This window comes from Paraburkholderia sp. RL17-347-BIC-D (assembly GCF_046027915.1).
Taxonomy (GTDB): Bacteria; Pseudomonadota; Gammaproteobacteria; order Burkholderiales; family Burkholderiaceae; genus Paraburkholderia.
The window spans coordinates 108,762-128,686 of the sequence record NZ_JARESS010000026.1; the positions used below are offsets into that span (position 1 = coordinate 108,762).

The following is a 19,925-nucleotide window of genomic DNA, read 5'->3' on the forward strand; positions in this document are numbered from 1 at the left end:
AGTCCAAGAATTTAGCCGCACCCCCGCACTACCAAACGGGTTCCGGCCGAGGTGTTGCTCGAGGAGCGGCCGCATCTTCTGCCACTGCCGGCACCCTACGTGGGACGATCGGTTAGAACGGGCGCGACGCCACATCAGGAGCCGAAACCGGCATCACGGTACGCGACCTCGGAGTGGAACAAACCGTTGCAGCACCCGTTGTCGGTCTACGACGCGTTCAGCCGCGCACAAGAGGTAAGCGCATGACGCCACAGCTCGAACGACTGACTGTGTTGTGCAAGCAGCTCAACCTGCTGCATTTGCCGACACAGATTGCGCATCTCGGCCAGATGGCCGCGAAACGCGAGCTCGGCTATCTCGACTTCCTCGAACAGGCCTTGAAGGATGAAGCGATGGCACGCGCGGAACGAATGCGCCGGATGCTGACGCGTCTGGCTGGGTTCCCGGCAATCAAGACGCTTGATGAATTCGACTTCGAATTCGCGCTCGGCGTGCCGAAAGCACTGGTTCTCGAACTCGGCAGCCTTGCCTTTGTGGAGCGCGCCGAGAATGTCGTGCTCCTCGGACCCAGCGGCGTTGGTAAAACCCATCTTGCTGTCGCGCTTGGATATCGTGCAACGCAGGCCGGGTTTCGCACCCGCTTCATTACTGCCGCCGATCTGCTGATGCAATTGACGACAGCGTTGCGACGTAACCAGCTGGAGGAAACCATCAAGCGGATCACGAAGCCCTACAGGCTGCTGATCATTGACGAGATGGGGTATCTGCCCATGGACCGGGAGCAGGCGAACCTGCTCTTCCAGGTGGTCGCTAAACGTTACGAAACTGGCAGTCTGGTCCTGACCAGCAATCTGCCGTTCGGGCAGTGGGACCAGACCTTCGCTGACGATGCAACGCTCACGGCGGCGCTCCTCGACCGGCTGCTTCATCACGCACACGTCGTGCCGATCTCCGGCGACTCGTACAGGCTGAAGGAAAAACGTCAGGCCGGCATGATCAACCGCATCCCACCGCCGCACCTAAACGACGCGGACGACGTCAAACGCAAACGCAGTTCGAAGGAGGTACCACTCAGCTAATAACCGCATGCCCAAGTGTATCAAATTCAAATTGCGTTTGCGTCCGAAGCTGTATCAACTTGAGATTGCGTTTGACATCTTCGGCAACGAGAGCCAATAGCAGACGCCTGTGCCTATCGTTCCAAACCGGCAGTCTGGCGCTGGCCGAGTCGGCGCGATGACAACCCACCGCTGTGGCGTCGCCGCGATCATGCCTGTCTAGCCTCAGATTTACCCACGTTCATAGCCACCATGCCCTCAACGGGATTGAACAAATCGCCATAGCGGTGAAACGTTCAGACCATGTCGGAGCACTTCGCGGTTTCCACCCTTGGGGCTTGTAGGACGCCTGCCCGCTGGCGTCTGGGCGAGTTGACGTGTCGAAGGATGAGGGCGGGCGTCCTACAACCCTAAACAATAGCCGCCGGTCGCGGTGTCAGGGGTTGAAGGGCAGGTAACGGAGTGGTTTGCTCATGCGAGCCGGCTTCACGGGGGCAGCAGTTCGGCCGTACCGGCCGGTGGCGTGCAATTAATTGCATCCGTCGCGAGCGACCGCGTCCAAAATGCTCGATCAAGCAATTTCGCCCCTATCCAGCAAGAGTTGGGGTGAAATACCTAACATTTAAAACGTGTTAGATCGACACGTGGAGTCCAGCTCAACAAAACTTCCCGTCTGCACCGTCACTTGATGTGCTTTCTAAAGCAACTCTTCATCGGTTTTGAAACGTCTACCGTACAAGGTCATTAATGCCCACAGAAGTCGTTAATCCATCAGGTATGGTGGCGTGTACGGTGCGCTGTTATTCCGTGGTCATTTCGTCGCCCAGCCAACGTGCGCATTACCACTCGTGAGGCAATCGGTTAATATTGCTTCATAAACGGGGGCATGGCACATGCTAAATGCAACATCGGTCGCAAATCTCCTTCGGGATGATGTCAAACCGGTGTTCCTGCTTGGCGCGGGAGCATCCTATCGGTCAGGGATACCCTTGGCTTCTGACTTGGTCGACCTGATCGCAAAGTGGGCCTATTGTAGGTCGGAAGCGCGCGATTTCGATGACCCAACCGTAATGCGATCTGACTATCTACGTTGGCTTGAGCGACAGAGTTGGTATCGGCCGGATATTAACCACGCAGAACAATTTCCAGCAGCAGTTGAGCGACTCCTGCGGCCGCAAGCTGCACGAAAAGCCTTTTTTCAAAAGGTCCTTCGCCCAGGAGTTCCAGCGAGCCAAGGCTATGCAACGCTCGCTCGTCTGATGGCTCGCGGCGTCATTCGTACAGTGTTGACGACCAATTTCGATTCGCTGATCGTTGAGACTGCGCGTGCGGTCCCACAGGTCCACCAAATCGATGAAATTCGCACGTCAGACGACCAGCGTCTGTTTTCTATAACTCCGAGCTACCCGCAAGTTATCTATCTGCACGGCTCAATCGACCACTACACAGACAAGAATATTGAGAGGGAAACTCAGCGTCTTGAAGAAAAACTTGTTGAATTGCTGCGTCCCTTGCTTCGCGACCATCCTCTGGTTGTCGTTGGATATCGAGGCGCTGAGCCATCCGTCATGCGCCATCTTTTGATAGAACAGGCAAGCGCATGCGGGGATTTTCGCAATGGAATTTATTGGTGCCACCGACCAGTCGCTGGAGAGTTCAAACCTCCGCCACTTGTTCAAGAGCTTGAGAGCATCACCCACGGTAATCTGCAGTTCGTCGAAATCGAGGGTTTCGACGAACTGATGTCCGCTGTGGACAAGGCGCTGCCAAATATCTCGTGGACGAATTCGCGCACGGATTCGTCCGCCCCAGAACAGTCTGCGACGTTGTCCTGCCACGACTTAAAGGTGGCGAATATCGGGCTCGGACAACTTAGCGAGCCAGTTGTTCGTGCGAAATTACTAGCATACTGCGAAGCGCAACGACTTCCCATACCGCCTCTTACTTCGGAAAAGCAACTGCTTTCGGCGATGGAGCCTCGCAGCCTTGCATTGCGGATCGGCGATGGCGTCCAGGTGACACGAGGCGCTCAACTGCTTTTTGCACGCGACGAACAGACCCAACTCACGCAAGCATGCATTGAAGTGGCAATCGCTGGACCAGCCGCATGGGTTGCGGCTATCCTGGATCAGCCGACTAGTAATACTGATGGCTTCGTCCAGGAGCGCACGCTCATTGACGGCAATCTGTGGACGCAGCTCGAACGGGCGTCCGAACTTCTTTCGCGCGTGAACCGACCTTTCCGACTTAAAGGGCCTAGCTCGCATGACGCCTATCCATATCCGCCGCTCGCCCTTAAGGAACTGATAACCAACCTGCTTGCGCACCGCGACTATGAATCTCCACAAAGTGCCTCATTAGTAATCACACCAGAGGCACTGAGTTTTGAGAATCCAGGAGGCTTAGTTGAGAGCGTGCAGCGCCAACTTGACGACGAACAATTGCAGTCTGTCGTTGGAGTGGGGACTCGTCGTGTAAAGGGCTACCGTAATCCGGTGATTGCCGACTTCTTCTTTTCCGCCGGCGCAATGGATAAAGAAGGATCTGGGTTACCTGATGTAGTGCAAGAAGCGAACAACAACTTGAACGAAGTCGCGTTCGGTCCGAACTCGGACAATACAGGGTTCCTCGCTGTCCTCAAGTGCCGCCCCGAGGCTTTAACAGTCGATGCCGCTACTCGGACCGCGAAGCCAATGGCTGGCGAACTTCGATATTCGCCGAACCTGCTGAGAGTCGTACGTTGGCCGGATGAGGTAACCCGGCTTGGGACTATCGAGACATATAAGACGATAGCCGCAGCTGAGCAAAAAGGCGCATCGCCATTTTGCGTACGTGGCAGCTGGATATGGACATTTGCATCTGAATCACACCCATCTATCAGACCGCTACTTGAGATGTCGCTTCCAGAAGAGCGCTATCGGGTCGCGTCCTCAGAGTTGCTTTCTGACGTCGACAACTCGTCCGCGTTGCCGCGCTTGCTAAACAGTGCTTTGACGGCCCATCTGAAAAAAGCAGGCTTACGCATAAAGCATGAGCCCGGGAGCATTCGTGCTTACTTTCCCTCAAATAGCGGTGCTGCTCGAGAGGTGACATACAAGGGACAGTTCAAGCAGGCGACACGTACGGTGGCGAAACCTGTCGCATCGCGTTCCAGTGGCGAAGTCGTCTACTGGGAACATAAAGCCGTCTCCCTGCGCTTTGAAAAGTTTGGCTCAGTGTGGGCGCTATCGCTTTTACCCTCGTACGTGTTCACGCAAGACGGCGACATTGCGCCAATCGCATCGGAAAAGATTGGAGCGCTGACGACGCGCCGCGCTGCGCGCGATTACAACCCCTCCGTTATGCACGATTTGGTCTTTTGGTCACGGATCTTGGCTGGTAGTAGCAGCGAGGCCACGTTTCGCATCCCAGTCGTCATGGTTGATGGAGAGAAGCCGTCGCCTGACGTCGATGCTTTCGTTGAAGTTGCCGCGCTCGTCCCCTCGATGGTGTTCCAAGAGTCAATCGATGCAACTATGGCGACCGTAATCGACATCGGCTCAGTTGACCCTGACCTGGACACTCTCCAAGATGAGATAGAAGATTTGCTTAGTGAACCAAATAATCTGGACGAGGCACAAAATGCTCAAGCTGCAGATTGCTAGACTGCCCGTGCCGGAACTCGAGTTTGCCGGTTCGGCTTACTTCTCGAACCCACGCCGGGGGTTAATTGAAGCTGGGCCGTTCGATATGCGTTTCGGATCCGCTCATCGTGCGCAAGTGCGAATCGCGATAGTTGCACCGAGGAATATGGTGCCGGACGCGATCGCGTGGTTCAATCGATGCAGCAACGCTATCGAGCCTGAGAATCCAGATGGGAATGTTGAGCGTTTTCCCGGCTTCTTTGACGTGTTCCGCAGCGAACTCGTTGTTGACGCAAATTCGACGATATTCATTGAAGATTCGCCACTGCAAACTGCGTTGGCACTTAAACCCTATGATGCACTGTCAGAGGTTCTGCGGCTCTACGGTGCGGCGATGCTTGCAGCAAAACGCGAATATAAACCCGACGTGATTGTGTGCTGCATCCCGGAGGCAGTCGAAAAGCGCTGCAGAAATGTCCAACGTGCGATGTCGCCTGATGAGCGACAGGCGGTTAAAGCTGCGGCGCGTGCCACCATTTCAGCGCAGATGGAACTCCCCCTCGACTGGGAGCCCAACGAGGCGCCCGAGGATTTGTTGCGACGGGATCTGCGTCGCGCACTCAAGGCGGAAGCGATGAGAATCGAAGTTCCGATTCAGATTGTGACTAACAATGTTCTTATCGACTCCCGAAATAACGAAGAAGCTTGTCTTCGCGCTTGGAACCTTTGCGTAGGTGTGTACTACAAGGCAGGTGGGATCCCTTGGCGCATCCGTAATAACGGTCCAGATACGTGCTATGTAGGCATTACGTTTCACCATTTGCGGACGACCAAGCGAGCGCTCGTGCATTCTTCGCTTGCACAAGCCTTTTCAACCAACGGTGGTGGTTTTGCACTCCGCGGCGCCGCGTTGCAACCTCCGGAAAGCGGCCGCATGCGATCACCGCATATGGACGAAGCGCAGGCTCAAGAATTAGGGAGACGTGTACTAGAAGCGTATGTCGAGCGTAACGGTACGATTCCGAAGAGGATCGTGCTCCACAAGTCCTCCAGATTTCTACCGGATGAGTTGGATGGCTTTAAAAAAGCACTGCGTGCTGTGCCGGTGGTCCAGATGATTTCGTTGGCTCCGTCGAGTATTCGGCTGGTCACGCATGCGACCTACCCTCCAGCCCGTGGGACACTACTGACGATTGAGGATTCGCGACACTTCCTCTTTACGTCAGGCTATGTCCGCGAATTGGAAACGTATCCGGGTCCCCACATCCCGATTCCAGTTGAGGTAACTATGTATGGGACGCAAACGCTGACTGATGTGCGCGAGGCAGCGATTGAGGCGCTCGGGCTTGGCCGGCTTAACTGGAACACGTCAGATCTGCGCAGCAGTCAGCCGGTTACTTTGGGTTTCGCGAGACGCGTCGGAGGGATTATGGCCGAGTATGGATTGTCCGAGGAGCGTGAGCCGGATCCAAGCTACCGATATTACATGTAAGGAAGCGAGCTGGACGCTATGGTGATTTCTCGTGCACCAAAGGCCAGCGGTGAAATGACGAGTCGATCACGCACGGGTTGAGGCAGTGTCAGCAACCTGCTCGCCGCAGACCGGCCATTGAGCGAGGGTGGACCACCTAGGCTCCAAACTGGTCGACGACCTCGTCCAGCGACTAATGACCGGTTCGAGGCTAAGCTGGTGGAAGTCCGGCCGACCATTGCACCGGTTGGTGTGCTGCCGAGGCACGGCAACGGACGCGTATTGCGTTACAAAATTAGTTGCAGCCGGACCCGACAGTGGTAACAGATTTGGTTGACGCGGAAGTTGCGCTGAAGCCTTATTCAACATGCCACCCTCGAAATGCTGCACCGCACAACGATAGTCACAAAATTGCTTGCGCGAGCGGATTTTGCTCGTAGAAACCAAGGCCGGGCGTCAGGCGCGGGCATGCGCGCGACGTGCGAAGGCCAGCCCGTCAGAAGACGGGGTATTCGTCCTTTTCGTGCATAATGTGGCGCTTTGATCCTGAAAATCCATATGGATCATTAACTTGCTCAATCGCTGATTGCGCGAAAGCTACCGAATCGCCGAGCCTTGCTGCAAGCGGCTCTGCGCGTCGCTACCGCCAGATTTTGCACGAAAAGGACGAATACCCCAGATAACGATGAATCAGGCTGCGGTTCGCCACCGTATCCTCCAGCAGATAGATCACCCGGTCGTACTGCACCGTCAGTACCTTCGACATGCGCCGTGGCACGCGACACGTCAGGATCAGATCAAGATCGTCGTCGGCACGCAGCGGCCGGTGCGCATCGAATGTGCTCCGCGGCATCTTGCCAAACCGGCCGTTAAAGTCAGCGATGAAGTGGGGCGCGTAAGCATTGGCCGCCTCCTTCGTGCTGATTTCGCGTAGCCGCAGTTCCTTCACGAGACGATCCTGCAGCGTCAGATTGGCGCGTTCGACGCGCCCCTTGGCCTGGCTGCTATTGGCGCAGAACGTATCCACATTCAGCTCGTACAGCGCGCGGCCAAACTGCGTGACGCCCTTGCCTGGCGTCACCGAATGGCTGTTGCAATGAAACACGCTGGCCTTGTCGCTGTACAGCGCAACCGGCTTGCCATGCTGTTCAAGGTACGCGCGCATCATGCAATTTGCATACAAAGCTATATGAGCTGACGTACGATGGAAAAACGGGAGACACGATGCGTATAGGCGTGGTGGTGGCTGTCGGTGTTGTCTGCTGGGTACTGTTCCGAGCGGACCAGGATTCCAAGAAGCATCGGGCCGAAATGCTGGCGGTCCGTACCTACGAGAACGAACGCAATTTTCGCCTTCAACTTTCAGACGCCCGCGACCAGGCCAATCGCGAGAATAACCCGGAGAGTTTCGAGGAAGCGTTTTCCCACCTTGGATATTCAAGCGAGGAGCTTCACCGGCTGGCGGATCAAGGCAGCATTGAAGCAGCCGGCAACTGGCCGAGCTTCGATCTCGTGCAGCAGTCTGACGCCATAGAAAAGATGAAAGCGCACCGCCTGCGTCGTGCTGAAGGTCTGCGAAGGGACGCGCAGAAAATTGCCAAGCTTGAAGGGCAGCTTGCAGCCATCACCGAATACGAGGCGCAGCGCAAAATGCGATGCCTGATGTCGATAGACCGCGACGAGGCGGACCTTGCAAACGACACCGATCTGTTTGAGGGCTATTGGAGCGATTCTGGCTACCCGCCCGCAACGCTGCACAGGCTCGCCGACCAAGGTTATCTTGAGATTCACGGGGCATGGCCGCGATTCGACTTTGAGCTAGATACTGCACAGCAGGCACTGGTACGCGAGGGAATGGAGAAACGCGCCGCGTTGTTACGAAACGGGCGCATGGTCCGCACGCCGATGAGCGTCGCCGGCCGCTTCTACGAGCCCTCCCGTTATCGATTCACCGAAGCGGACTGATTTTCAGACATCGTTATAAACGATAATGGAAACCACGGAAAAGACCGAACGCGATGAAAGTGTACCTTGATGACGAGCGACCGACTCCAGACGGCTGGCATCGCGTGTACTGGCCGTCTGACGCGATCGGGTTGCTGGAAGCAGGAGGTGTCACCGAACTCAGTTTGGACCATGACCTGGGCGACGATGCACGCGGAACGGGTTACGACGTCATTCTCTGGATCGAGGAAGCGGTGGCACTTCGAGGATTCGTTCCTCCGGTTATCAGGATTCACTCGGCAAACCCGTCTGCTGTAGAGAAGATGCAAGCCGGCGTCAAAGCGATAGAAAGGCTCGTACGCGAGAGCCTGCTTCATCGAGTCATCCGGCCTTGAGGGAGCGAAGCGGACAGGAAAACGACCAAAATGAGCGAAACTTTCACATCCGATGAGGCCGACGGCCACGCACTCGCGTTGGCACATCGTTATCTCGACATACTTGCTGCCAGTGATCTAGCGGGCCTCTTCGAAGGGTCGAACGACCTTTCGGGCCTCTTCCTTCCGACCGTTCCAGCGAACTTTAGCGAGGCGAAGCATCGTGTGCTCGTTGTGGGGATGGAAACGAAAGCTTGGCGAAACAAGGAATGCGGGTTCAGGCGGGGGGAGATACCGACGATTGACGCTGTTATCGAGTCGATGCGGTCTCACGGTCGCTGGCTGGAGCGCCCACCCGAACGGCATAAGTTCCTGCAGTTCTTGCGCCACGTGAAGAGGTCGATGCACGCCCGCCTCCCGGATGCCGCTGTCGCTATCGGTTGGGCGAATCTCTTCTGCGTGAGTCATGCGGGGGGCTCGCCGACGGGAGCTGCGTCGTTCGATCGAATTCAATCTCTGTCGCAGGATTTGCTTCGTGCGCACATTGTATTGACCGATCCGGACGTGATTCTCTTCACTACCGGAGCGGCTTACGATCGGTTCTTACGGGACTGTTTCCACGATCGGACTGATAGCGTGGCAATTGAGCCGCGTTGTCTCTGGCAATTTCGCGTCGGACGGGCTCTTTGCTACAGAACCAGTCATCCGCGCTATGTTGCACACAACAAGTGGCGGGACGCTGCCTTGGAATTCGCGGCCAGCTGTCTACAATCGCCCCTGGCTTCTTACGCGAACACGGAACCGGCTTAATGCTCGGAAAAGCAAATATGGAAAATTCGCTAGACAAAAGCGCTTTTCGTCCCGGCTTGATGGTTCGCGAGAAGGGTAAGAAGCAGATCATGATGGTAAAGGGCACCGCCGGATTGTCTGCACACGGGACGCGCGCAGACAAGGGAAAAACCTTGATGAGTCACAAGGTTGTATGCGAATGGCGCACATCGAAGGGAGCGGTTCGCAGTGCCGCATTTTTGGTGTCTGCGCTTGAGCTGGCGCCGGCGACGAAACCCTAGGAAAAGCACGAATATCGCTCAGGTGTTACCGGATTTGGTGAAGGGATTGCCTGCGGCATTTGTGACCCTCGTAATTGGGTTGATTGCTGCCGGAATCGCGTATCGACAGTACCGAATTGCACGGGCCAAGTTCAAGTTGGACCTGTTCGAAAAAAGGCATGCGGTTTTCCTTGAGACTTGGGCATTCATTTCGAAGTTCTTTGACCCGAACTGGTTCGACGGGCGGGACATTATGGTTTTTCGGCAACACGTTGCGAATGCGAGGTTTTTGTTTGGACCGGAGATTGCCCGCTTCGTTGAGGCGGTCGAACAAAAAGGCGCTGACGCGCGGCGATGCGTATGTCGCCGTACGGAAGGCTGCGACCGAGAACGAACGCATAGCCGCAACGAAGATTTTGAACGGGACCACGGAGTGGGCGCAAACGGAAGCTCGGGCCATTAGGAGCGATTCGCCCCCTATCTTGATCTGTCGAAGTGGCGCTAGACGCCGAACCATCGGAAAAGCGGATACACCAATTACATTTAATGGGATTTATAGCGGATCAAAAACAAGTGGAGGCTCTGACGACGAGCCTATCCGTTGCGACGGATAAGATTCATGGACCCCTGAATGCGCTTGCTCTTGTAAAACTGGTCGATGCATTTTATAGACCCGACGACCGCATGCTTTTGCTAAAGCAGATTGACGATGCGTATGTTGCTTGCAACGTCGCCTATGAGGCGATGGCAGCCGGTACTCCAACTGCTCGCCCGTGGACGGATGAGCAGAAAAGCGAGCACCAACGGTTGCTAAACGCAAAGGTGGAGTGCGACCGCGTGGTTGATGAATTGAGAAAAGAGCATAAGCTGCTTTTCCGGCTTCGGGACGCAAGAGATATGTTATCAAGAGCAAATACGAGTGAACGCGGAGGCTTCTTCGGCGACGAGGTAAAGAAGTCCCACGCATAGGAAAAGCGCCCGCGTCGGTCGTCGGCTCCGCCCCCGTAACCGGCCATTCGATCGTCAAAGACAAACGCTCCTTCATCGGCCATTGCCGACATTGGGGCGGGCTGGGCTCTACGTCAGCAATGTGGCGGCGGATTGCTGACAGTGGCGGCATCGAGCTGCCGGACGGCAGCTTCCTCCATCAGCGAACTCACACTCCCGGTAAGCGTTGCTCGAGTACCGTCTCGCTGATGTCGCTATCTCAGGTGACAAAGTAGTCTCCACCACTCGTTTGGTGGGGCCTACTGTGTCCACTTTGGCGCCATCGGTCTAGACGGTACTCGAGCAACGCTTACAATGAGCTCACATTAAACGCAGTTGCAGCGATCGGCCCAACTGTCGGCAGCTGCACACAATCCTGCGTTCAATTCGAGACGGGCGCATTGGCGTCGACCGTCAACTCCCGAAGGGATCGCATGAGATCATGCGACGCAGCAACGTCGATTGTTGCTGTCTCCAGCCGGTGATCGCTTGCTGTGACCTTGTGAGCAGCGAGAACACCGGCCGATGGGCCAAGAGCTGCGTGGTGAGGGTAGAGCAGCGTAAGCCTGTCACAACTGTAAAGTCGGCCATAGGCGATCATCTGGTAGACGTCCGTTTGCGAAACGCCTTGCTTGAGGTTATCGATCCGTGCGGCAATCCGCTTCCACTTGGTGTCGATAACTTGGACTACGGTGTCACCTCGTTTGACAAGGATGTCTGGCCTCGTTTGGAATAAACCGCGCTGGTCCTCGGTCTCTAGGCAGAATAGCCGGCCACCTTGGCTGACGATCCGAAGACCTTCGTCGACCAGTGCGCGTTTGAGCATGCGCGCGACATACTCTTCGAATAGTGTGTTCATCTCGAAGAGCAGCGAGAACCCGTCGCTGCGTCCATCCGACGTTGTCTGGAAGCGATCGCCGAGCAGGAGCCGGGCGAGCTGGTGTAGTTCACGCCAGCGACTGTTCGTCCGGTCGAGCACGACCTGATCCCATCGCAGCGCTGCAACGGGTACCTCCGCAATGTCGGCATACGCAAATGCGAGTTCCCGAAGGCGACGCTGGTTATCGCCGGTCCTTGCGATGCACACGAGGCGTGAGACCACCGCCTTCATGATGCGGTTGAGTGCGATATCGGCACTTAGAGCGTCGTGCCGGCATGCGAGCCGAACGGGTTCGGCGGCTAGGATACTGAACTGACGTGTCACGTCCAACCGCCCTCGCAGCACCGGCAGATCTTCTGCATGCTCCAAATACCGCCGAGGCATGCCCTGCCGGACTGCATCGAGGAGCTTCTCCGAGAACAGCCGAATCAGGATTTCAAGAAGCGTGTCCCGCTGCCAATCCAGCGCGGTCATCCGACCCGCATCGATCCTGATATCCAGCGCGACGGCGAGCATGTGTACAAGGCGCTTGCGAATCCTGCCTGTTGCCTTTTCACCCTCTGCATCGGGGAAGTCGATCTTGGGCAGGATCTCCAACGCGCAGCCGTTCGCTGCGATTACGCCGACAACGCCTCGGGCACGCAGTCCTTTCCGACCGTGCTCAAGCACGCCTTCGCCATTGCGCCCCGCGAGTGGCGACGTTGCAGCGACCGCGGCGATGCGGTCGGCCGCATATAGGGGGATCGCGTCAGGCCCGTCGCCGTAGCCGATGGTCTCCCATTCGAGCATCGTGCGCCGAATCATTTCCTCCCCAGCCGCTCATAGGCAAACGTATCGCGTACCCTCCAGCGATAGCGCGGAGCGGCGTCCTCGTCGCCGCCCATCCCCTGCGGCGCTTTCAGCTGGCGCCGGTCGATGAACAGGCCTTCACGGTCACCCTCGCCATTCTCACCGTCACCGAGTACCGCTGCCACCTTCGCCCAGTCTTCGTAAAAGTATTCAGCGAGCAACGGAATGACCTTGTGCCGCATGACTTCGTCGACGTCGGCGCGTGTCTTGCAGCGGATAAAATAAGCGTGCCCGACCTGATGCTCTCGATCGAACAAATATTCGATGCGCTCGTTGATGGTGGTCAGCAACGCGCTGAGATCGATTCCCTCGACCGTCCCGAGCAACGATGCATCCGGCATCAGCTCGCGAAACTCGAATCGGCGCCTTAGCGCGGTGTCGAGGAGCGCAATCGAGCGATCCGCGGTGTTCATTGTGCCGACGATATGCAGGTTCGCCGGTACGCCGAAACGAGCGCCGCTGTAAGGCAACGTAAGCCGCATGCCTTCCTCCATGCCGAGCCGCTTGTCCGGCTCTAGAAGCGTGATCAGTTCTCCGAAGACTTTCGAGATGTTGGCTCGGTTGATCTCGTCGATGACCAGAACATGCTCTTCGGCGCTAGCCTCGGCAGCCTCTGCCATTCGACGCAGGATGCCCGATTCGGCTTTCAATGTGAAGCCCACTCCGTCTACGAGCGGATGCGGCCGAAGGCCCTCGATGAAGTCCTCATACGCATAATTCTGGTGGAAGGTGACGAAGCCGATCTGACCTTGTGCGCGCAGTTCTTCATATGCTTCCCGCAACTCTTGTCGCCGGGTGGGTTCAGATAGTAATCCATCACTATCCGCGAGCCCGCGGCACAAGCGCACGGCCTCAGCCATCGACCGATAGGTCTTGCCTGTGCCGGGCGGACCATAGAGGATCAAGTTAAGCGGAGAGCGCTTCACGGGGTCCGCTTGTGGCGCTTCTTCGGCGGGCGAGCCGCCCCAATTCGGAATTTTCAAAAGGAACCAGTCGTATTCCTGCGTCTCGCCTTTGAAGGCGAAGCGGACCAGTCGTTGAGCCATCTCGTTAGTCGGATAGACCTCCCAGATCGTCGGCTGATAGGTGTAGTGGTACCACTCGCGAGGTGAGTTGCTCTGCTCCCAATCGACTGATATGCGCTCGCCATCGCCGGCGTTAGCCGTGATTGTGCCTACAGCCTTGATTTGCATGACTGACACCGTGCGGCCCCGGTTGTCGAAAGGTAGCCCGTTCTTTCGGACGTAGGTGGACTTGATCGCTATGCGTTCACCTGGTTGCATTCGCCGAATCTGCTCGCGGTTGCGCTCGCTAGGGCTGTCGATTTCCCAAACGCCCGTAGAAAGGAAGCGCTCAACGTGGTCTTGGCCGCCATACGATGCGCCGACGAACCAGTACGGGCCGTCTTGCAAGACCCCGGCCGAATCGTCGGCCGCGTCTGTCGTCTCGGATGTCCCCGCGGATTGCGCGCTTTCTTCATTGCGCCACTTATCATCAAGCGCAACCAAGATAAATCCTTGCACATCGAACAGGTCAGCGGGCTCCCAACTGAGCGAAGGTTCGGCAGCGAACAACGCAAACAGCTCCCGCATGATGTGAAAAAACTCGTCGAGATCGGCCGGGTCGTATTGCGCGTGTCTGAACAGCTTGCGGCCGAACAGCCGCTTGCCCATTGCCTCAACGCGGGTGATCTGGAACCAGCTTGCTGCTTCGGGGTGGATCGTCCCGACGACGCTGATCGCGATGGATAGCACCTCGCCACGGCGAAGGCTTGCGATACCGTCCGTTCTCAGCGTCTCTAGCGCACGAGCTCCGTTCGTGATCGTCACGAACGGCTCCTCCTCACTGCGCGCCAGAGTCGCGACAACCTCGTAGAAGCGGTCGCGTAGAGTGGCGCTCGCATTCTTAAAGTCGTCGTGCGTACGCCAGCTGAGCGGTAATCCTTTGCCTTCGACGCTGAGCGCCCGAAAAATCTGTTCGCCAGCAGTGCGGTTGTCGACGAAGGACGCCGCGATTAAGCGGACCTTTTCAATTGCCTGGTCCTTGTACCGACGCTCGCTCGTCCAGTAATCCCCATCCTGCACTCGGAAGTTCTGGAACTCGGATAGCCGGGACAGGAAGGTTGAGCGCAGCGCCTGGAAAGCCGGCCAGTCGATGACAACAAAGCCTAGTGCCTCAAGCGTTGCCGTGCACTGCCGGGTGCGGGGAAGCGAGTCGCTGGCGATTTGTCTGAGCGCATCGCGGACAATAGCTTTGCTCGGATAGCGTTTGCCGCGGTGGAGGAGCCAAAAATTTTTTGGTGGTCCCAACCCTTCTTGGCGTGAGATGTACGCCTCCGCCGATCCGGCCGCATCGCAGCGGCCAATCGCGTCGAGAATGTCCTGCGGGGTCAAGCCCATTTCGGCGGTACCGTGTGAACCTTCCGCCTCGATGAACTTGCGGTAGTAGCGCAGGCTTGTTGGAAGATCTCGTCGCTCACCGTCAGCGCCGAGCCCCTCTGGCAAATTAGAGCCCGATTTGAGGTCTGCCTCTAGTTTGTCAAACTCGCCTCGTTGATAAAGCGAATCCAGGTCCCCGAACGCCTTGTCGAGCTTCCTCACTTTGCTCATTTGCGTACTAATGGTGCCTGCCGTATAACTTTGTGTCTCGAACCAAGTTTTGAATTCAGCCTCTCTCACGCGTCACCCCTTTTATTGTCGGGCTCTTGTTATCCATTATTATCAGGCGCCTCAGATTTCTGGTAGTCCGTTGCGCATCAATGGCTGTTCTTCTTCGACGAGCTGGAGCATCGAGTGCCGAGCTGGGACTAACCCGAAATATTCATCCCTTTAGAGGCTGCTCACGGCCGACCCGTCCGAAGGCGCTGGCGATCTCGCGGGACGCCGCCGGAGGCGTCGCTTCCCGCCGTCCGCCATGTGGACAATTGTTGCAGACAATTAGGATTGTATTTCGTTTCGGCAGTGCCGTCGCACCGACCAGCGAGTTCTTGGCGTTGGGAGGCAGACCTCGGTTCGGGATGCGCCGCGGGTCGGTCTTCTTTGAACGCCCATCACATCCCCTTCAGCTAGTCGGCGGTAGCCGCCCGAAGGCGAAGCGCTGCGCGCGGGCGTCGACGAGCGCGAGACGGCGCCCTCCGTTTCTCGTGTGTTCGGCAAAGTAATTTCCCCAGCAGCGTGGAGTCAAGGATTTTGCCGACTAGCACACCGTGCCGGCCCGCAGGCACGCCATCTAGCAGATCCACAGGCAAGTCCCAATCCCCAGTGTAATCCACGCAGGACATGCGGCCATCGCGGTGGCGATCATGTTCGCTGGCGCACGGCGGAATCGCAAGGCTGAGGGCAGAATGGGCCTCAAAAAGGCCACAGACATGCGAATACTTCTCGATACCAATATCTGGCGATACGTCGTTGATCATGACGCACTCGGTGCGGTTCGGCAGGCTGCGCGTAAATCTCGCCACGAGATTGTCGTTGCTCCCGCCGTCGTCTATGAAGCACTGCGTACTGGACGCTCAAGCTTGCGCGATTCTTTGGTCTCTGCGACGACGCTGCCGTGCTGGAAACGGCTGATGCCGGAAGCGTTTTCAGAGGCGCAGGAAATCAAGGCGGAAGTGAGGCGTCTCCATTCTGATTGGCTACGATGGCGCGAAGACCTGACCCGGTATCGAAGATTGCAATATGACTGGACCCGTTCTCGCGGTGGATTTTGGGACCGAGCCAGGTACGACACCGCGCGGGAAGCCCAACTCATCGATAGTCTGCAGGTGCTAGACGCAGCGCGGGTTGAGACCAGAGAGGTCCGGGAATATGCCTTATCAATGCCGGCTCAGTGGAGAGGCGTACCGCTCGGCGCCGTGTTGGCGAGTCCTGCCCACCCCGCGCCAGGGTGGAACGGTAATCCGGTCGAGTTGTGGCGCGTCCAAGCTCACTCACATTTTGAGCGAGCGTTGGACAGGCCAGGGCACCCTTATGCTGATTGGCTTGAGGGCGAGGTCAATCTAATCATGATGAAGCTGCATCCGCGCGAGCGAACGCGCTTCTGGTTTCATGAGGTCGACCGGATGAGGATGCCGCGGCACTGGCTCAGATCGGCATTCGAATTTCAGCAACAATTTCACAAGATCACCGATGGCACGCCCGTCGACGGTCAGATTGGCACGTACCTGGTTGACGTGGATTTGATGCTTTCAGCCGACAGAAATTTTGTGAGATTTGCAGAACGCTGTCGACGTGAGGCGCCGTTTTTTGTTGGCCGTTCAGCCTTGGTGCCGGGTGGCCCGCCGGCTATTGACGCGTTACTAGCCGAGCTGGCGAAACCGGCATAGACGGCCACGACTGCTTGCAGCAGCAGGGCAGCTCAAGCCGTTGCCGCATTGCGTGGCTGCCCGTGAGCATCATTGTCGCCGGCTGGCGCGCCGGCTTCTGGATACAGCCATAAGTCAGTGCTCGCTATCCCGTAAAGAGGAATTGAACGAATCGGCGCTAGCTCCTTTATCCAGAGAACCGGCACGTCAATCAAAACGAACTTCCCGATGAGTTCAGCAAACTCCTCGGCCTGGGCCCGGACCCGGAATGGTTTCGTTAGAGACACGCCCTCCCGATTGCAGACCCGCCAACCGCGCTTGTCCAGTACGACCTGACGGTTACCTGCCCTGACTGACAATTGGCCCTGATCCAGCGAAAGCCGAAGCGCTGCTGCCAGCGATCGCGCCGCGTCGGGTAGAAGCTTTTGATAGAGCAACTCCGGCGGCCCATAGTCGCGCCACCGGGCAGACTGCAACTCTGCGCTGCTCCAGGCCAGCCCTTCAACTCTCAGGAGCTGCGCCCACCAGATCATCAGCTTCATCGACAATAGCGGCCACTCTTTACGGAAAAAAGGGGCGTCTGGTACGGTGTATGTACGGCTTGGTTAGCCGGTCGTGTGCTCGCGCGCACGCGCGATATCAAGGGTCTCCTGGTGGAACTTCGCGAGCGACTTGCGGTGCGTGACGCTGACAATCGCCCCATTTGGCAGTCGTTCGGTCAACAGGTGATACAGATACGCTTCGTTCTCAGTGTCGAGCGCACTCGTTGCTTCGTCGAGGAACACGTAGTCAGGCTTGTGCATCAGCACGCGTGCGGCCGCTAGCCGCTGCTGCTCGCCGGGAGAAAGAATCCGCCACCAATGGTCGGATTCGTGCAATCGGTCAACGTAGCCTTTAAGCCGGCACAGACACAGTGCCTCGCAACATTCCTCGTCGCTGAAGTTGGCGGTCGCTGCGGGGTAGGTGAGCACAGTCTTCAAGGTGCCAACCGGCAGGTAGCTCTGCTGCGGGATGAACATCATGTGCGCGTTCACAGGTGCGTCGATCGAGCCGTTTCCGAACGGCCAGAGGCCAGCCAGTGCGCGCAACAGTGTGCTCTTGCCCGAGCCGGACGGCCCGCGCACGAGCCAGCGCGAACCGAGCTTGACGGTGATGTCGCGCACGTTCGCAAGCGTCTCGCCGTTGGGCAGCGCAAGCGTGAGATTGTGCGTGGCGAACTGGCTCTTGTCGACGTAGTGCAGGTTGATGCCGCGATGCTCGGTTGCGGGCGACACGGATTCTTTCAGATGAGGTAGATGCATGACGCGCCTGAACTCGCGCAGACGGTTGACCGTTGCGCGCCATTGGACGAGCGTGTCGTAATTGTTGATGAACCACGAAAGCGATTCGCTAACCGAACCGAATGCGTCGGCGATTTGCATCAGTGTGCCGAAACTGAACAAACCTGCGAAATAACGGGGCGATGCCACGACGATCGGAAAGATTTCGGCAATCTGACCGTAGAAATTGAGCACGAAGCTGTAGCGCCGCGTGTACTTCATCACGCGCCACCAGTTTTCACGAATCCGGCCGAACAGATCCTGGGCGGTCGATTCCTCGGCCCGCATACCGTCGTAGAACGCAACCTGCTCGGCGTTTTCGCGCAGACGGATCAGCCCGAACCGGAAATCCGCTTCGACGCGCTGCAACTGGTAGTTGATCGACACAAGCGGGTGGCCCACCTTGTTTGTCAGGAGTGAGCCGGCAATCGCATAGACGATGGCTGCCCAGAGCATGTAACCAGGAATCTGAACGGGCGTGCCGACAATCATGACTGCCAGCGCTCCCGCCGTGCTCCATAGGACGATCGAGAACCAGACAAGTGTTTCGAGCGTCGAAAGCAGGTCGAGTGTGAGCGAAAGTGTGGTGGTGGCGAATAAATCGAGGTCGACGGCGATCCGCTGGTCAGGGTTGTCGGTGAGGCGGTCGCGCTCGATGCCGTAGAAGGTGCCGTCGCCCAGCCATTCCTGCAGATAGCGCGTGGTCAGCCACTGGCGCCATTGGAACCCAAGCATCTGGCGCAGATACCGGTTATAGACGGAAATCGCGACGAACGCGAATGCGAGCGCGCTGAAAAGCAGCATCAGCTGCGGGAATTCGCGCACGTTCCTGCCCTCCAGAGCGTTGTAGAAATCGCGGTTCCACGTGTTCAACCGGGCGTTGATGCCGACCAGAAGCAGGTCCATGGCGATGATCGTGATCAGCAGGCCCCACGCGGTTCCGCGTTTCTCGGAGACCCAGTACGGTCTGATGAGGCTCCAGGCTGAGACACTGTCTAGTTGCCCGGATGCAGGGCTGGAAGATTGGTTGATCATGAGCGCCCCTTAACGAGCAGGGAATGCGGACTGAGTGCACCGGGTGATTGTCCGATCTGTGCATGTATGGCGGTCTTGTGGCAGCGTATGCGAGCGCGCTTTCGAGCCTGGTCAGGTGCATCCAGCGGACATGGAGATGATTGTAGGGTGCGACCTGTCCGGCCGCCCATGTCGCTCGCTGTGCCGAACGGGGGGCAGCCCGCGTAACACGGTACTAGCGAATGTCTCAAATTGGCCGAAGCGCCTGTTCGCGGCGTCCCGAACCGGGCACTGGAGAGGGACCGCCGTTGGCGAGGTGCGAACGGTGGCAACGGCCGACGATGCGACTTCCATCGTCGCCAATAAAACGACCGGCCTACGGCGGAGCGAGTGAACGCGTACAGTCGGCCAGAAGCTGTCGCTCCTCATCTCATTCATGCAGTCGTTCGAGGGGCGGGTTCCGCTTAATCAGCGGACATTCACTTGCGGGCGCCCTTATGGTCGTCGGCGACGTGGAACATCGCGTACCGCGAACAAAGCCGCCGCCGCGCGTGTAGGTCGATATGAATGCCTGCTTTTTCTCCGCCGCCTTCAAAAAGAGACGCGGCCCACTGAAACCAGCGAGCCTGCGCGATTCTGCCGTGAGTGCCTCGGGGACCGAGGGCCTGATGCTGGCGTCATAATGCATGTGATGCAGCATAGGTGTGTGAGCGGTCGTCATTGTTGCTCATTCGACATCGAAGTAAGAATCGCCCAAAATTCGCCCGTGCGTGATGACAAGCAGAAACAAACATTTGATGACTACCACAGCCGTAGACCTTGGGACCTGCCATAGCGATGTCAATTCCGACCGTTGTATTTCTCGACACCAGTGTCTTAACCGGGCAGCAATTCAACTTCGCATCCACAGCCCTGACGACGTTTCTTCCCGCGGCTCAGAAGGCCGGCCTAAAGCTGTTGCTCCCCGACCCTACCTGCCCGCAAAGCTGCGACGTTTGCACCGGCAGCAATTGGTCGATCTGGGCCGGTCGCCATCCGTCTCTGTGTGGCCGCA

At 57.5% G+C, this 19,925-nt stretch carries 13 protein-coding genes and 2 pseudogenes; 10 read left to right on the forward strand and 5 right to left on the reverse strand.

From position 1 onward, the window contains the following. Window positions 1-27 precede the first annotated feature (27 nt). The 4 genes and pseudogenes from P0D96_RS29415 to P0D96_RS29430 form a co-directional block, all read left to right on the forward strand. Window positions 28-246, forward strand: a pseudogene (locus P0D96_RS29415) (IS21 family transposase); the annotation flags it as partial. Then, window positions 243-1,079, forward strand: coding sequence for an IS21-like element helper ATPase IstB (istB, locus tag P0D96_RS29420; protein ID WP_408317001.1), 837 nt, complete (start codon window positions 243-245; stop codon window positions 1,077-1,079). The pseudogene P0D96_RS29415 and the gene istB, both read left to right, overlap by 4 nt. An 872-nt stretch (window positions 1,080-1,951) precedes the next feature. After that, window positions 1,952-4,702: an SIR2 family protein gene (locus P0D96_RS29425; protein WP_408317003.1), complete on the forward strand. Its 2,751-nt coding sequence runs from the start codon at window positions 1,952-1,954 to the stop codon at window positions 4,700-4,702. Continuing rightward, window positions 4,680-6,173, forward strand: coding sequence for an argonaute/piwi family protein (locus tag P0D96_RS29430; RefSeq protein ID WP_408317005.1), 1,494 nt, complete (start codon window positions 4,680-4,682; stop codon window positions 6,171-6,173). Before P0D96_RS29425 ends, P0D96_RS29430 begins: the two co-directional genes overlap by 23 nt. Window positions 6,174-6,843: 670 nt before the next feature. Here the strand turns inward: P0D96_RS29430 and P0D96_RS29435 are convergent. Further along, window positions 6,844-7,314, reverse strand: a pseudogene (locus P0D96_RS29435) (transposase family protein); the annotation flags it as partial. 62 nt (window positions 7,315-7,376) lie between these two features. On the opposite strand from P0D96_RS29435, the gene P0D96_RS29440 reads away from it, so the two are divergent. From P0D96_RS29440 to P0D96_RS29455, 4 genes are all read left to right on the forward strand, one after another. Further along, window positions 7,377-8,117 carry a hypothetical protein gene (locus P0D96_RS29440; RefSeq protein WP_408317007.1) on the forward strand — a complete coding sequence of 247 codons (741 nt, stop codon included), beginning with the start codon at window positions 7,377-7,379 and terminating at the stop codon, window positions 8,115-8,117. A 53-nt stretch (window positions 8,118-8,170) separates the two neighbouring features. Beyond that, complete coding sequence (locus P0D96_RS29445; protein WP_408317009.1) at window positions 8,171-8,491, forward strand: cyclic-phosphate processing receiver domain-containing protein; 321 nt, start codon at window positions 8,171-8,173, stop codon at window positions 8,489-8,491. An 806-nt stretch (window positions 8,492-9,297) separates the two neighbouring features. After that, window positions 9,298-9,540 (forward strand): hypothetical protein, encoded by a 243-nt coding sequence (locus P0D96_RS29450; protein ID WP_408317011.1) that lies wholly within the window; start codon window positions 9,298-9,300, stop codon window positions 9,538-9,540. A gap of 474 nt (window positions 9,541-10,014) precedes the next feature. After that, window positions 10,015-10,488, forward strand: a complete 474-nt coding sequence (locus tag P0D96_RS29455) for a hypothetical protein (protein WP_408317013.1) — start codon at window positions 10,015-10,017, stop codon at window positions 10,486-10,488. Window positions 10,489-10,888: 400 nt separating this feature from the next. Here the strand turns inward: P0D96_RS29455 and P0D96_RS29460 are convergent, their stop codons facing one another. Next, window positions 10,889-12,190 carry an McrC family protein gene (locus P0D96_RS29460; protein ID WP_408317015.1) on the reverse strand — a complete coding sequence of 434 codons (1,302 nt, stop codon included), beginning with the start codon at window positions 12,188-12,190 and terminating at the stop codon, window positions 10,889-10,891. Further along, the gene (locus P0D96_RS29465) at window positions 12,187-14,913 is read right to left on the reverse strand and encodes an McrB family protein (RefSeq protein ID WP_408317017.1); all 2,727 of its coding nucleotides are present in this window, start codon (window positions 14,911-14,913) and stop codon (window positions 12,187-12,189) included. Before P0D96_RS29465 ends, P0D96_RS29460 begins: the two co-directional genes overlap by 4 nt. A 665-nt stretch (window positions 14,914-15,578) precedes the next feature. On the opposite strand from P0D96_RS29465, the gene P0D96_RS29470 reads away from it, so the two are divergent. Further along, window positions 15,579-16,559: a hypothetical protein gene (locus P0D96_RS29470; protein WP_408317019.1), complete on the forward strand. Its 981-nt coding sequence runs from the start codon at window positions 15,579-15,581 to the stop codon at window positions 16,557-16,559. A 32-nt stretch (window positions 16,560-16,591) separates the two neighbouring features. Here the strand turns inward: P0D96_RS29470 and P0D96_RS29475 are convergent, their stop codons facing one another. Together P0D96_RS29475 and P0D96_RS29480 are read right to left on the reverse strand one after the other, a co-directional pair. Continuing rightward, on the reverse strand, window positions 16,592-17,080 hold the full coding sequence (locus P0D96_RS29475) for a hypothetical protein (RefSeq protein WP_408317021.1): 489 nt from the start codon (window positions 17,078-17,080) through the stop codon (window positions 16,592-16,594). Window positions 17,081-17,143: 63 nt separating this feature from the next. Then, window positions 17,144-18,892, reverse strand: a complete 1,749-nt coding sequence (locus P0D96_RS29480; protein WP_408317023.1) for an ABC transporter ATP-binding protein/permease — start codon at window positions 18,890-18,892, stop codon at window positions 17,144-17,146. Between the two features lie 816 nt (window positions 18,893-19,708). Between P0D96_RS29480 and P0D96_RS29485 the strand changes: the two genes are divergently transcribed. After that, window positions 19,709-19,925, forward strand: a 217-nt coding sequence (locus P0D96_RS29485) for a hypothetical protein (protein WP_408317024.1), incomplete at its 3' end; no start/stop codon positions are given.